Source organism: Streptomyces milbemycinicus, from assembly GCF_002154605.1.
Classification (GTDB): Bacteria; Actinomycetota; Actinomycetes; order Streptomycetales; family Streptomycetaceae; genus Streptomyces; species Streptomyces milbemycinicus.
In genome coordinates this window covers 1-13,829 of sequence record NZ_MUNE01000061.1, presented here as the reverse complement: position 1 = coordinate 13,829, position 13,829 = coordinate 1, and the positions used below count along the sequence as shown (strand labels likewise).

Genomic DNA, 13,829 nt, shown 5'->3' with positions numbered 1-13,829 from the left:
AGGCCACCGCGGTCACCAGGGCCACGGCTCCGACTCGGCGGCTCCGATGACCCACCGGCAGATCATGGAGGCGCTGTCCGGGCTGCTGCTCGGCATGTTCGTCGCGATCCTCTCCTCGACGATCGTCTCGAACGCCCTCCCGGAGATCATCGCCGACCTGCACGGCAGCCAGTCCTCGTACACCTGGGTGGTCACCGCCGCCCTGCTGTCGATGACCGCCACCACCCCGCTGTGGGGCAAGCTCTCCGACCTGTTCAGCAAGAAGCTTCTCGTCCAGATATCGCTGGTCATCTATGTGGCCGGCTCCGTGGTCGCCGGACTTTCGCAGAGCGCGGGCATGCTGATCGCCTGCCGTGTGGTGCAGGGCATCGGGGTGGGCGGTCTGTCGGCCCTCGCCCAGATCGTGATGGCCGCGATGATCTCCCCGCGCGAGCGCGGCCGCTACAGCGGCTACCTCGGCGCGACCTTCGCGGTGGCGACCGTCGGCGGTCCGCTGCTGGGCGGCGTGATCACCGACACCTCCTGGCTCGGCTGGCGCTGGTGCTTCTACGTCGGTGTGCCGTTCGCCGTCATCGCGCTGATCGTGCTGCAGAAGACCCTGAAGCTGCCGGTCGTCAAGCGTGAGGTCAAGGTCGACTGGAGCGGTGCCTTCTTCATCAGCGCCGCGGTCTCGCTGCTGCTGATCTGGGTCACCTTCGCGGGTGACAAGTACGACTGGGTCTCCTGGCAGACCTACGCGATGGTCGGCGGCTCGATCGCCATCGGACTGCTCTTCATCCTGATCGAGAGCAAGGCCAGCGAGCCGATCATCCCGCTGCGGCTGTTCCGCAACAAGACGATCGCCCTGGCGTCGCTCGCCTCGCTGTTCGTCGGTATCGCGATGTTCGCCGGAACCGTCTTCTTCAGCCAGTACTTCCAGCTGGCGCGGGACAAGACGCCGACCATGTCCGGTGTGCTGACCATCCCGATGATCGGTGGTCTGTTCGTCTCCTCGACCGTCTCCGGCCAGGTCATCACCAAGACAGGACGCTGGAAGGCCTGGCTGGTCACCGGCGGTGTGCTGGTCACCGCGGGCCTGGGGCTGCTGGGCACCATGCGGTACGACACGCCCTACTGGCACCTGGCCATCTTCATGGCGCTCATGGGCCTTGGCATCGGCATGATGATGCAGAACCTGGTCCTGGCCACCCAGAACCAGGTGGCCCCGCAGGACCTGGGCTCGGCCAGTGCCGTCGTCACCTTCTTCCGCTCCCTGGGCGGTGCGGTCGGCGTCTCGGCGCTCGGCGCGGTGCTCGGCAACCGCGTCACCGACTACGTCAAGGACGGCCTGACCGACCTCGGCCCCAAGGGCAAGGCACTGGCCCAGAGCGGCGCCGGTGGCGGCGGGATCCCCGACCCGGACAAGCTCCCGCAGCCGCTGCGCACCATCATGGAGAGCGCGTACGGACACGGCATCGCGGATGTCTTCCTGTACGCCTCGGGGGCCGCGCTGCTGGCCTTCTTCGTCACGCTGTTCATCAAGGAGGTCCCGCTGAAGACCCGGTCGGGTGCTCAGGCTTCTTCCGACGAGGCCGCCCAGGCCACAACCCCGGCGGACCAGGACTTGGCGACGAGCGCCGCAAGCCCCGCGGCCGCCACGGCCACCACGGCCACCACGGCCACCACGGCCGCCATGGAGCAGCTTGAGCCCGCCCTCGTGGGCGCGCCGGCCGTCGACTCGTCCGACACCGCGTCGGAGTACGCCCTGGCGGACGCGTCCGCCACGCAGCGGCTCGCCGCGTACGCCTCCGCCGGAGACGGCGGCGACCACCACCCCCGGCAGGGCGTGCACGGCTTTGTCCGGAACGCCGACCACAGCGCGGTCCCGCGCGCAGCGGTCACGCTGATCTCGCTGAACGGGCGGCAGCTGGGCCGTTCCGTGGCCCATGTGGACGGCTCGTACGCCCTGGACGCGCCGGGTTCCGGCACCTACGTCCTGATCGCGGCCGCCGACGGCCACCAGCCGCAGGCGTCGACCGTGGTGGTCGGCGACGAACCGCTCCCCTTCGACGTCGTACTGGCGGCGACCAGCGGCCTGGCGGGCTCGGTTCGCGGCGCCGCCGAAGGGCTGCCGGTCGAGGCGGCGATGGTCGTGGTCACCGATGTCCGAGGCGAGGTGCTGGCCACCGGGAAGACCGGTGAGCAGGGCGACTTCAGGTTCGAGGAGCTGGTCCCCGGGACCTTCACGGTCGCGGTGAACGCCGCCGGCTTCCGGCCCGCCGCGCTGCCCGTCGAGGTCGGCGCCCAGGGCCTGACCCGGGTCGAGATCGCGCTGCAGGCCGGTGCGCGGGTGCAGGGCGTGGTACGGGCCGGGGCCGACCGGCGGCCGCTGCCGGACGCGCGGGTCACGCTGGTGGACGCCGCCGGGAACGTGGTCGCCACCGCGACGACCGGGGAGGACGGGGCGTACGCCTTCACCGACCTGAACGCGGGCGACTACACGGTCATCGCGAGCGGCTACCCGCCGGTCGCGGGCGCGCTGACGGTCCAGGGGCAGGGAGTCGACGGACACGACGTCGAGCTCGCCCATCCCCTCGACTGAGGGGCCTGACGGCCCTGCGGAAGGGAAGACCCCCGGGGCCGGGGCGCGCAGAGCGGAGACGCGCCCCGGTCCCGGCCGGGACCGGCGCCGGAGCGCCGGTCCCGGAACCCGGATCCCGGCGGCGGTGTATAGCAGGTGGAGAGCGAGCCTGCCAGGCAGGGGACGGCCTGACACCGCCGCCCGGATTCGGCGCACGACCACATACGAACAAGCCACATACGAACAAGTCACATACGCGCACAGAACAGACGAGACAGCCCCGACAGAAACGGGAGCGGGAGCGAGAGGCGGCATGACGACCACTGCAGCAGAAACGGGCGGGAGCGCGAGCGGAGGGCTGCGCGCCCAGATCCGTACGCGCGACGGCTGGGCGGTGCAGCACGCCGTCCTGACGGTCACGGATATGACGGGCGCCCAGGTGCTGCGCGCCCAGGCCGACGAGGACGGCGCGGTGCGCACCCACGACCCGCTGGCGCCCGGGCCGTACACGGTCATCGCCACCGCCGTGGGCTATGCCCCCGCCGCCTCGACCGCGATCGTCACGGCCTCGGGGCGCGTCGAGCTCGGCACGGTGGTGCTGGCCCGGCAGGGCGGGGTGGAGCTGCCGCCGCCCGGCGCGTGGACGATCGACCCGGCGCACTCGGCGGTGGGGGCAGTCGCCCAGCATCTGGGCATCTCCAGCGTGCACGGCCGGTTCACGGAGTTCAGCGGGCGCATCGACATAGCCGAGGACATCGAGAAGTCCGGCGTCGAGGCGGTCATCCAGGCCGCGAGCATCGACACGGGAAACGGTATGCGCGACGGCCATCTGAAGTCGGCCGACTTCCTGGATGTGGAGCGCTTCCCGGTCCTGACGTACCAGAGCACAGGGCTGACCCCGGCCGGCGCCGACCGCTGGACGGTGCACGGAAAGCTGTCCCTGCGCGGCGTGATACGGGAGGTCGATCTGGACCTGACGTATCTGGGGACGGGCCCCGACCCATGGGGCGGGGTGCGGGCGGCCTTCCGCGCCACGGCGCAGTTGCAGCGCGAGGACTTCGCGATGAACTACAACCAGGTGGTCGCGGCGGGTATCGCCGCCATCGGCACGACGCTGCGGGTGGAGCTCGACATACAAGCGGTGCAGGGCACAGAGCTGCCGGGCGCCTGAGGCGGCTCCCTCAGTCCTTGCCGTCTCTGCCGTCTCTGCCATCGCGGAGGGCCTCGATGCCGGCGATCGCACAGTCCAGGGCGAAGGTGAAGTCCCGTTCGCGCATCTCCTGGACGGTGCCGCCGCATCGAGCCTCCATGAGCGCCCGTGATTCGTCGAACTCCGGGCGGCCCTCGATGGCCGCCATCGTCTCGGCGACGAGCTCGTCCTGGCTCATGCCCGCGGCCCGGGAGCGGGCGGCGAAGCGGCCCTCGATGGTGCTGAAGCCGTAGACGAACTGGAAGACGAGGGCCAGCGCGCCCGGCACCTGTGACGCGGGCAGGTCGCTGTCGCGCACCACGCGCTGCACGGCGGTGGAGAAGACCATGGCGTTCGGCCCGATGTTCATGTACTCGCCCATCAGCGGGGACAGCCAGGGGTGGGCGACCAGCAGCCTGCGGTATTCGGAAGCGATCTGGCGCAGCTGATCGCGCCAGTCCCGTGCTCCGGACTCCAGGTGCTCATAGCCCTCGACGTCCAGATGCTCATAGCCCTCGACAGGGCCGAGGATCCCCGCGGGGAGCGACATCTCGCCCATCGCCGCGTCGAGGGCGAGTTCGAGGAGATGGTCCTTGGTCTCGACGTACCAGTAGACCGACATGGCGGTGACCTCCAGCTCGGCCGCCAGCCGGCGCATCGAGAACCCGGCCAGCCCCTCGGCGTCCAGCAGCCGGACCGTGGCCGCGACGATCTTCACATGGTCGAGCCCGGCCGGCTGCTGCTCCGCCTTGCGCTTCGGGGCCTTGCGTTCGGAGAGCCAGATGCTGGTCCGCGGACGGATGACACGGCTGCCTGTTGCCATGGCGCGCTCTCCTTCTTCCCTGCACCAGGGCCGCGCGGCTGGAGACGCGCGGCCGGTGGCGTCTTACGTACCCGATGCTATGCCGCCGCCCCTGCCTCCTGTGATCGTTCGGCCCGGCGCAGCAGCACCGCTGTCAGCACACCGCCCGCCAGTACGGCCGCCGAGCCGACCAGCTGGCTGGTCTGCACACCGGAGGCGAAGGCGTCCGCGACGGAGGCCCGGTCCGCTTCGGTGCGCGCGGCGGTGTAGGCGGCCGGGAGCGAGCCGGCCCCGGCGGCGGCCGCGGGCAGCAGCGCGCCGAACCGGGAGTTGAGGATGGCGCCGAGGACGGCCACGCCCAGGCCGTTGCCGAACTCGGTGAGCGTGCCGTTGACGCCCGCGCCCACCCCCGCCTTCTCCGGCGGGATCGCCGACATGATGGCCGTGGCCATCGCGGGCATGGAAACCGCGATGCCCGCCCCCATCACGACCAGTCCGAGGAACATCCCGCTGTAGCCGTCGGCGCCGAGCGTCGCGATGAGGGCCAGCCCCACCGCCAGCAGGCCCATTCCGCAGAGGATGGTGGCCGGGGTGCCGAGCTTGGTCAGCAGCCGGGCGCCGACGCCCGAGAGGTTCAGTACGACGATCACCACCGCGAGCGGGGCGGTGCGCAGTCCCGCGCCCAGCGCGTCGTATCCGAGCACGAACTGCAGATGCTGGGTGAGCAGGAAGAGCGAGCCGCCCATGCCGAAGGCGACGAGGATGCCGCCCCCGACGGCGCCCACGAAGCGGCGGTCGCGGAAGAAGTGCATATCCAGCATCGGGTACGGGATCCGGCGCTCCCACAGTGCGAAGCCGGTCAGCACCACCACGCCCACGAAGGCCGACAGCAGCACCCGCTGGGACGTCCAGCCGTGCTCGGGCCCCGAGATGATCGCGAAGACGACGCCGGTCATGCCGATCGTGGACAGCAGCGCGCCGAGCAGATCGGGCCGGTCGCCGGTCGGGTTCTTCGACTCCGGCACCAGCCAGACGACGGCGGCGAGGCCGAGCAGCGCCACCGGGAGGTTGATCAGGAAGATCGAGCCCCACCAGAAGTGTTCGAGGAGCGAGCCGCCGATCAGCGGGCCCGCGGCGAACCCGAGCGAGCTGACCGCGCCCCATACGCCGATGGCCTTGGGGCGTTCGCCCTCGTCGAAGACCTGCACGACCACAGCGAGGGTGGTGGTCATCAGCAGCGCCCCGCCGATCCCCATGCCCGCGCGGGCGGCGATCAGCTGCTGCGGCCCCTGCGCCAGCGAGCCGGCCAGTGAGCCGATCCCGAACAGGGCGAGCCCCGCGACGAGCATCTTCTTCCGGCCGTAGCGGTCGGCGGCGTTGCCCGCGGTGAGCAGCAGCCCGGACTGGACGAGCGAATAGGCGTTGATCATCCACTGGATGTCGGCCGTGGAGGCGTCCATCTCCTCGGTGAGGGACGGGATCGCGACGTTGAGGATGGTGTTGTCGAGGAGCACGGTGAGCTGGGCGAGGCAGATGACGCCGAGAATCAGCCAGCGCTGGGGGTGCCCGCCGGTCTGCCGGCCGGGCGGGGTATCGGACGTGGGGTCGGCGGTCTGCGCCGTCATGACTCTCCTTGCGCGCTTATACGGTGTACGGGACCGGGGTGTCGTACACCGTACAGCGCTTCCCCTACGGCGTACAGGAGATTTCCGGAGGGGGAGCGCGAACGGGCCGGTGGCGGAGGGAATTCCTCCGCCACCGGCCCGTTGACCTGCGACGTTCAGCTGATCACCTGGGTACCTGGGTCACTTCGACGCCTTCTGGGTCAGGTCGTAGAGGGTGGTGCCGTCGACCGTGACCTTCTTGAAGCTGGCCTCGACCCACGAGCTGATCTTGGACGAGGTGCCGTTCCCGCCACCGGGACCGCCGCCCATGCCGCCCATACCGCCCGAGCTGATGAAGTAGTGGATCTTCCCCTGCTCCACATATGCCTTGAACTGCGCGAGGGTCGGGGACGGGTCGCTGCCGTTGAAGCCGCCGATGGCCATCACCGGGTCCTCGGTGGCGAGTTGGTAACCCGCGGCGTTCTGCGAGCCGATCGCCGCGGCGATCCAGGTGTAGTCCCCGGAATTCTTCTCCAGCGCGGCCTTGACCTTGGAGCTGACGCTCGGGCCGTCCAGCAGACCGCCCATACCGCCGCCGCGCCGGCCGCCTTCGCCCATGCCGCCGGGCATCATGCCCTGGCGGTTGCCCTGCTGGCCCTGGCCGTTCTGGCCTTGGCCGGTGCCGTTCTGCTGGGACTGGCCGCCACCCGGGAAGCCACCGCCGGGGAAGCCACCGTTCTGACCGCCGTTCTGACCACCCTGCTGGCCGCCCTGCTGGCCGCCGCCGGGGATCATGCCCTGCTGGCCGTTCTGCCCCGTACCCGTACCGTTCTGGCCCTGAGCGTTGCCGTTCCGCATCCCCGGCGGGCCGCCGTTGGCCCCGCCCGGGAAGCCGCCCGGACGGCCGCCGCCGGGGCCGCCCATGCCGCCCGACACCGCGGGACCGGCCGTGACGATCGAGCCGCCGTGCGGTGTGTCGACCGTGTTGAGCGTGTACGCGATGGGCCCGGCCAGCGACGCCGCGAGGCCCAGACCCGCCACGCCCAGCGCCAGCCGCCCGCCCAGCCGCGACGCGACCAGCAGCCCGGCCGCCGCCGCGAGCCCGGCGATCAGCACCGCCCAGCGCAGCCAGGGGTGCCAGTCGGAGGAGCGGTTCAGCAGCACGTACGACCAGATGGCCGTCACCGCGACGGTGGCGGCGAGCACCATCGACGCCGCGGCGGTGGACCGCCGCTCCCACAGCATCGCCGCGCCCATGCCCACGATGGCCGCGATATACGGTGCGAGCGCGATGTTGTAGTACTGGTGGAAGATCCCGGACATGAAGCTGAAGGTGGCGAAGGTCATCAGCAGCGCCCCGCCCCACGCCAGGAACGCCGAACGCTGGGTGTCCGTGCGCTTGGCCCGCCAGGTCAGCCAGACCCCCGCGAGCAGCAGGATGAAAGCCGCGGGCAGCAGCCAGGCGATCTGGCCGCCCATGTCGGAGCTGAAGAGCCGGTCGATGCCGGTCTCGCCCCACTGGCCGCCGCCGTTCCCGCCACCGCCACCACCACCACCGCCGACGCTGCCGGTCTCGTTGCCGTTGATCCGGCCCAGGCCGTTGTAGCCGAAGGTCAGTTCTAGGAAGCTGTTGTCCTGCGAACCGCCGATGTACGGGCGCGAGGACTTCGGCCACAGCTCGACGATCGCCACCCACCAGCCACCGGCGACGACCATCGCGAGCCCGCCGAGCAGCAGTTGGCGGATCCGCTTCCCGAGCTTCGCGGGCGCGCACACCGCGTACACCAGCGCCAGCGGCGGCAGGATCAGCCACGCCTGCAGCGTCTTGGTCAGAAACCCGAGCCCGAACCAGACTCCGGCCAGCACCAGCCACTTGGTGCGGGCGTCCTCCAGCGCGCGCAGCACGCAGTAGACCGCCAAGACCATCAGCAGGCACAGCAGCGCGTCGGGGTTGTTGAACCGGAACATCAGCGCCGCGACCGGGGTCACCGCCAGCGTCGCCGCCGCGATGAGACCGGCGGCCGCGCTGAACCGGCGCCGTACCGCCGCGTAGAGCACGCCGACCGTCGCCACGCCCATCAGCGCCTCGGGGACCAGAATCGCCCAGGAGCTGAGGCCGAACACCCGCACCGACAGGGCCATCGGCCACAGGGCGGCCGGGGGCTTGTCGACGGTGATGGAGTTCCCGGCGTCGGAGGAGCCGAAGAAGAACGCCTTCCAGCTCTCGCTGCCCGCCTGCACGGCGGCCGAGTAGAACTGGTTCGCATAGCCGGACGCGCCCAGGCTCCACAGATAGAGCACGGTGGTGACAGCCAGCAGACCCCATAGGGCGGGCCGCGCCCAGCGCGGGTCCTCGGGCCGGCCACGCCACGCCCGGGCCAGGCGCGAGCCCTCCGGGGCCGCCGGCCGCGCGGGGGTCGCGGCCGGGGGAGCCGGGGGCGGCGGCCCCGCTGCGCGGAAGCCCTGGTCGTACGTCGTCATCGGGTGTTCCTAGAGTCGTGGTCGGTCAGGTTGAGGTCGGTGGCCGTCCCGTTCTGCGGGCTTTCCGAGGGGAAGACCCAGGCCCGGAAGAGCAGGAAGCGCAGCACGGTCGCGGCGAGGTTGGCCGCGATCAGGACGGCGAGTTCGGTGCTGTGCGCCGGGGTGCCGGAGGCGGCGGCGTCCAGCGCGGCCAGGGAGCCACTGGTCAGGGCGAGGCCGATGCCGAACACCACCAGCCCCTGGGCCTGGTGACGCATCGCCCGGTCCCGGCCGCGTACGCCGAAGGTGAGCCTCCGGTTGGCCGCGGTGTTGCCGAGCGCCGACAGCAGCAGGGCCAGCGCGTTGGCGATCTGCGGGCCCGTACCCAGCCGGAAGAGGGAGTAGAGCAGCAGATAGACGAGCGTGCTGAGCGCGCCCACCACGCAGAAGCCGACCAGCTGCCGGGCCAGTCCGCCCGGGACCCCGCTCAGCCCGCGGTCGCGCGGATCGTCCCCGAAGGGGCGGCGCAGCCGGTCCAGCGGCAGCGCGCCGGTGGCCAGCGCGCGCCCCACCCGCCAGACGCCCTTGAGGTCTTCGGTGGCCGTCTTCACGATGTGGACCGTGCTGTTGGGGTCGTCGACCCAGTCCACCGGCACCTCGTGGATACGCAGCCCGGCCCGCTCGGCCAGCACCAGCATCTCGGTGTCGAAGAACCACCCGGTGTCCTCGACCAGCGGCAGCAGCCGCTCGGCGACGTCCTTGCGGATCGCCTTGAAACCGCACTGGGCGTCGGAGAAGCGGGCGGCCAGGCTGCCGCGCAGGATGAGGTTGTACGCGCGCGAGATGAACTCCCGCTTGGTGCCGCGCACCACGCGCGAGCTGCGCGCCAGCCGCGACCCGATCGCCAGGTCGGAGTGGCCGGAGATGAGCGGGGCCACCAGCGGCAGCAGCGCGTTCAGATCGGTCGACAGATCGACGTCCATGTACGCCAGCACCGGCGCCTGTGACATCGACCAGACCGTACGCAGCGCGCGCCCGCGGCCCTTCTGCTCCAGCCGGACCGCGACGACCTCGTCGATGGCGTCGTCGAGGTAGGCGGAGATCTCCGGGGTGCGGTCCGTACTGGCGTTGTCCGCGATGGTGATGCGGAAGGCGTACGGGAAGGTGCGGGCCAGGTGGTCGTGCAGCCGCCGCACGCACCGCTCGAGGTCGGCCTCCTCGTTGTACACGGGGACCACGACGTCGAGCACCGGCTGGCTCCGGCCGACCGTCACATGCGCGCGAGCGGGCAAGGTCTGCAGGGGTGTCTCGGGCGGTGCCTCGAGAGGTGTGTGAGTTCGCATGGGGACGACATTCGCGAGCGGCGCTGTCATGGCTGTGTGGTCAGCCTGTGCCGTGGCTGTGAGTGGGTTACGGAGTGGTGAACGGCCTGGTGGGCGGAGTGGTGGACGGACTGGCGCACGGCCTGGCCGGCGGGCGGGTCGACGGGCAAGTGGACGCCGAAGACGGTGCGGCCCGGCACACTGTCCACCGTCACCTGGCCGCCGTGCGCGGTGACCACGGCGTGCACGATGGCGAGGCCGAGCCCCGTGCTCCCGGCGGCGCGTGAGCGCGAGGCGTCGCCGCGGGCGAAGCGTTCGAAGACATGCGGCAGGAGGTGGGGTGGGATGCCCGGCCCGTCGTCCTCGACCTCCAGGGACACACAGGGCGCGGAGTACCCGGAAAACCCGGAATACGGGGCCGGATACGGGGCTGGATACGGGGCAGCCGGGTACGGCGCCCCGTGCCCCGCCCGGTACGGGCCGCGCCACAGCACGCGCGCGGTGACGGTCGTCCCGGGGGGAGTGTGCGTACGGGCGTTGGCGAGCAGGTTGACCAGGACCTGGCGCAGCCTGGCGTCGTCGCCGTATACGACCGCGGGGTCGTCGGGCAGCTCCAGGCGCCACTTGTGGTCCGGCCCGGCGGCCCGGGCGTCGCTGACCGCATCGACGACCACGGGCGACAGATCCACCTCCGCGCGCTCGACGGGACGGCCCGCGTCGAGGCGCGCCAGCAGCAGCAGATCCTCGACCAGGCCGGTCATCCGCGCCGCCTCGGACTCGACCCGGCCGAGGGCGTGGCGGGTGTCGGGCCCGATCTCCTCGCGGCCGCGTCTGGTCAGCTCGGCGTAGCCGCGGATCGAGGCGAGCGGGGTGCGCAGCTCATGGCTGGCATCGGCGACGAACTGGCGTACCCGCGTCTCGCTCTCCTGGCGGGCCGCGAGCGCCGACTCGACGTGCCCGAGCATACGGTTCAGGGCCGCGCCGACCTGGCCGACCTCGGTGCGCGGATCGGCCTCGGACATCGGCACCCGTTCGTGCAGGGCCACCTCGCCGCTGTGCAGCGGCAGTTCGGAGACGCGGGTGGCGGTGGCCGCCACCCGGCGCAGCGGGCGCAGCGAGATGCCGACCATGACGGCGCCGGCGATCCCGGCGGCGACCAGTCCGGCGGCGGTGACGGAGATCTCGGCGAGGATGAGGGTGTCGACGGTGTTCTGCGCCTCGGCCGTCGAAATACCGACGACGAAGTCGCCGTGGCCCCCGACGACGTACTTGACGCGGTACTCGCCCTTGCCGGGGATGTCGACGGTGTGCTCGCTCCCGTCCTGCGGGACCTCGCTCAGCGCCTTCAGCTGAGCGGCGGTCAGATAGCTGCCGGAGATCTTGGGCTCGCCCGTGCTCGACTCGTGCTGGCGGCTGATCGCGCCCTCGCTCAGGACGCCGCCCTCGGCCTCCGCGGCGACGGTCCCCATCGGCTGGCCCGGCCCGGCGACGACGTCGCGGATGTCCTCTCTCCACTGGCCGCCGGGGCGCGGGCCCTTGACCTCGTCGAAGGGCGGGCCGGCGATGCGCGTGGCGACGCCGGAGAGCTGCTTGTCCACCTGGTCGTACAGATAGGTGTGGAGGGCGATCGTGGTGACCGTGCCGATGACGGCACAGACGACGGCGATCAGCCCGACCGCGGAAACGACCAGCCGGGTACGCAGCGACCACGGCCTGCGGCGACGGCGCGCGGACCGCCTGCCGGACGGCGAAGACGCGGGGGACGACTGAGGCACGGGGGACGACTGAGGCCCAGAGAACGGCTGGGGCCCGGAAGACGGCTGAGACCCGGGGGACGGCTGAGGCACGGCGGGCACACCGGCGGCAGGGGAGAACGCCACGATCCGGCTCGCCTACTCGCCCGGCTTGATCAGATACCCCGCGCCGCGCCGGGTGTGGATCATCGGGCTGCGCCCTGCGTCGATCTTCCGGCGCAGATAGGAGATATACAGCTCGACGACGTTGGCCTGGCCACCGAAGTCATAGCTCCACACCCGGTCGAGGATCTGGGCCTTGCTGAGCACACGGCGCGGATTGCGCATCAGATAGCGCAGCAGCTCGAACTCGGTCGCGGTCAGATGGATCTCCTGACCGGCCCGCGAGACCTCGTGGCTGTCCTCGTCCAGGACCAGGTCGCCGACGGTCAGCAGCGACTCGCTGCGCGCCGCCGCGGCCCCCGACCTGCGCAGCAGACCGCGCAGCCGGGCGACGACCTCCTCCAGGCTGAAGGGCTTGGTGACGTAGTCGTCGCCGCCCGCGGTCAGCCCGGCGATCCGGTCCTCGACCGCGTCCTTCGCGGTCAGGAAGAGCACCGGCACCTCGGGAAGCTCGTTGCGGACCCGCCCCAGCAGCGTGAGCCCGTCCATGTCGGGCAGCATGATGTCCAGGAGGACGGCGTCCGGCCGCAGCTCGCGGGTGATCCGCAGCGCCTCCGCGCCGTTCCCGGCCGTCCGCACCTCCCAGCCCTCGTAGCGCAGGGCCATCGAGAGCAGGTCGGCGAGGGCCGACTCGTCGTCCACAACCAGCACCCGGACGGGGCTCCCGTCGGGTCGGAGCAGTTCGGAACGCCCATGGGGCGAGGTCGCCTTCATGGTTCTCACCTTCGGGCGGGCGCCTGAGAGCTCCCTTTCGGCTATCTGTGAATAGCCTGAGAATCCTGGGGATCCTGTGCGGTCCCCGTATGGCCGTGTGGCCGCGTCAGAGCCGCTCAGGCCCGCTCAGGTGAGAATCCCGTGCCGAATCGGCGTAAGGCCGCGCGGCGAGGAACAACCGGATGCTACCTCCGGTTGAATTACCCCATGGCCTCTCACGACGCACAAGGCAATACGCCCGGCAGGGTGCTCGCCACCACACTGGGCAGGACGGGCATCTGGACCGGCGCCCTCCGCACGACCGAACCCGCGGACCACGGCGCGATCAGGGACGCCGCGGCCGAGGTGGACGAGCTGGGGTACGGAGCGCTGTGGCTCGGCGGCAGCCCCTCGCCGGACCAGGCCGCCTTCCTCTTGGAGGCGACCTCCCGGACCACGGTCGCGACCGGCATCCTCAGCATCTGGGACCACGAGGCGGCCTATGTGGCCGAGCGCCACGCCGCCCTCGACGCGGCTCACGGCGGCCGCTTCCTGCTCGGCCTCGGGGTCAGCCACGGTCACATGGTCAAGCAGTACGCCCGCCCGTACACGGCGATGCGCGAGTACCTGGACGGCCTCGACGCCGCGCCGACCCCGGTACCCGCCTCCCGACGGGTGCTGGCCGCCCTCGGCCCGAAGATGCTGGGGCTGTCCCGCGACCGCGCGGCCGGCGCCCATCCCTACCTGGTGACGCCCGAGTTCACCGCCGAGGCCCGCGAAATCCTGGGCACCGGCCCCCTCCTCGCCCCGGATCTCAAGGTCGTCCTCGAACCGGACCTCGACCGCGCCCGCGCCACCGCCCGTGCCTATCTCTCCCACTACCTCCCGATGCCCAACTACACCAATAACCTCCTTCGCTTGGGCTTCACCGAGGACGACTTCCGCGACGGCGGAAGCGACCACCTCGTCTCGTCCGTCTTCGCCCTGGGCGACGCCGAGGCGATCCGCCGCCGCGTCGACGAGTACCTGGCGGCGGGCGCGGACCACCTTGCGGTCCAGGTCGTGACCGACAATCCCCTGAGCGACATCCCACTGGCCGAGTGGCGCACCCTGGCCGGGGCCCTGCCGCTCGGCCAGGGCGGCTGATCCCCGGCACATCCCCGGCTTCCCGCCCGCCCACGGCCCATGACTCGCGACTCACGGCTCGCGACTCATGGGCTCAGGACCCAGGGTTCACGGTCGGGGCGGGCCCACCCCCGTCGGGCCCGCCCCGGCCGCCGCCA

General features: G+C 71.5%; 9 protein-coding genes. 3 read left to right on the top strand and 6 right to left on the bottom strand.

Going from position 1 to position 13,829, the window contains the following annotated elements; all coding sequences use genetic code 11:
• Window positions 1-46 precede the first annotated feature (46 nt).
• Window positions 47-2,581 (top strand): MFS transporter, encoded by a 2,535-nt coding sequence (locus CCN51_RS05675; RefSeq protein WP_086859321.1) that lies wholly within the window; start codon window positions 47-49, stop codon window positions 2,579-2,581.
• A 292-nt stretch (window positions 2,582-2,873) separates the two neighbouring features.
• Window positions 2,874-3,731: a YceI family protein gene (locus tag CCN51_RS05670; RefSeq protein WP_014177822.1), complete on the top strand. Its 858-nt coding sequence runs from the start codon at window positions 2,874-2,876 to the stop codon at window positions 3,729-3,731.
• A gap of 10 nt (window positions 3,732-3,741) precedes the next feature.
• Here the strand turns inward: CCN51_RS05670 and CCN51_RS05665 are convergent, their stop codons facing one another.
• The 6 genes from CCN51_RS05665 to CCN51_RS05640 form a co-directional block, all read right to left on the bottom strand.
• Window positions 3,742-4,572 (bottom strand): TetR/AcrR family transcriptional regulator, encoded by an 831-nt coding sequence (locus tag CCN51_RS05665; protein WP_014177823.1) that lies wholly within the window; start codon window positions 4,570-4,572, stop codon window positions 3,742-3,744.
• Between the two features lie 77 nt (window positions 4,573-4,649).
• Window positions 4,650-6,176, bottom strand: a complete 1,527-nt coding sequence (locus tag CCN51_RS05660; RefSeq protein WP_014177824.1) for an MFS transporter — start codon at window positions 6,174-6,176, stop codon at window positions 4,650-4,652.
• Window positions 6,177-6,356: 180 nt separating this feature from the next.
• Window positions 6,357-8,636, bottom strand: a complete 2,280-nt coding sequence (locus tag CCN51_RS05655; protein WP_086859319.1) for an ArnT family glycosyltransferase — start codon at window positions 8,634-8,636, stop codon at window positions 6,357-6,359.
• Window positions 8,633-9,958: a bifunctional glycosyltransferase family 2/GtrA family protein gene (locus CCN51_RS05650; protein WP_078610544.1), complete on the bottom strand. Its 1,326-nt coding sequence runs from the start codon at window positions 9,956-9,958 to the stop codon at window positions 8,633-8,635. The genes CCN51_RS05655 and CCN51_RS05650 overlap by 4 nt, the downstream gene beginning before the upstream one ends.
• Before the next feature lie 26 nt (window positions 9,959-9,984).
• On the bottom strand, window positions 9,985-11,712 hold the full coding sequence (locus CCN51_RS05645) for a sensor histidine kinase (RefSeq protein WP_014177827.1): 1,728 nt from the start codon (window positions 11,710-11,712) through the stop codon (window positions 9,985-9,987).
• 117 nt (window positions 11,713-11,829) lie between these two features.
• Complete coding sequence (locus CCN51_RS05640) at window positions 11,830-12,567, bottom strand: response regulator transcription factor (protein WP_014177828.1); 738 nt, start codon at window positions 12,565-12,567, stop codon at window positions 11,830-11,832.
• A gap of 207 nt (window positions 12,568-12,774) precedes the next feature.
• Between CCN51_RS05640 and CCN51_RS05635 the strand changes: the two genes are divergently transcribed.
• Window positions 12,775-13,692: an LLM class F420-dependent oxidoreductase gene (locus CCN51_RS05635; RefSeq protein WP_055413973.1), complete on the top strand. Its 918-nt coding sequence runs from the start codon at window positions 12,775-12,777 to the stop codon at window positions 13,690-13,692.
• Window positions 13,693-13,829 lie beyond the last annotated feature (137 nt).

What these genes read in the sequence shown, in the direction of transcription:
- CCN51_RS05665 (WP_014177823.1), bottom strand. Translation starts at nt 4,572, where the DNA reads ATGGCAACAGGCAGCCGTGTCATCCGTCCGCGGACCAGCATCTGGCTC.
- CCN51_RS05650 (WP_078610544.1), bottom strand. Translation starts at nt 9,958, where the DNA reads ATGCGAACTCACACACCTCTCGAGGCACCGCCCGAGACACCCCTGCAG.
- CCN51_RS05670 (WP_014177822.1), top strand. Translation starts at nt 2,874, where the DNA reads ATGACGACCACTGCAGCAGAAACGGGCGGGAGCGCGAGCGGAGGGCTG.
- CCN51_RS05635 (WP_055413973.1), top strand. Translation starts at nt 12,775, where the DNA reads ATGGCCTCTCACGACGCACAAGGCAATACGCCCGGCAGGGTGCTCGCC.
- CCN51_RS05655 (WP_086859319.1), bottom strand. Translation starts at nt 8,636, where the DNA reads ATGACGACGTACGACCAGGGCTTCCGCGCAGCGGGGCCGCCGCCCCCG.
- CCN51_RS05660 (WP_014177824.1), bottom strand. Translation starts at nt 6,176, where the DNA reads ATGACGGCGCAGACCGCCGACCCCACGTCCGATACCCCGCCCGGCCGG.
- CCN51_RS05675 (WP_086859321.1), top strand. Translation starts at nt 47, where the DNA reads ATGACCCACCGGCAGATCATGGAGGCGCTGTCCGGGCTGCTGCTCGGC.
- CCN51_RS05640 (WP_014177828.1), bottom strand. Translation starts at nt 12,567, where the DNA reads ATGAAGGCGACCTCGCCCCATGGGCGTTCCGAACTGCTCCGACCCGAC.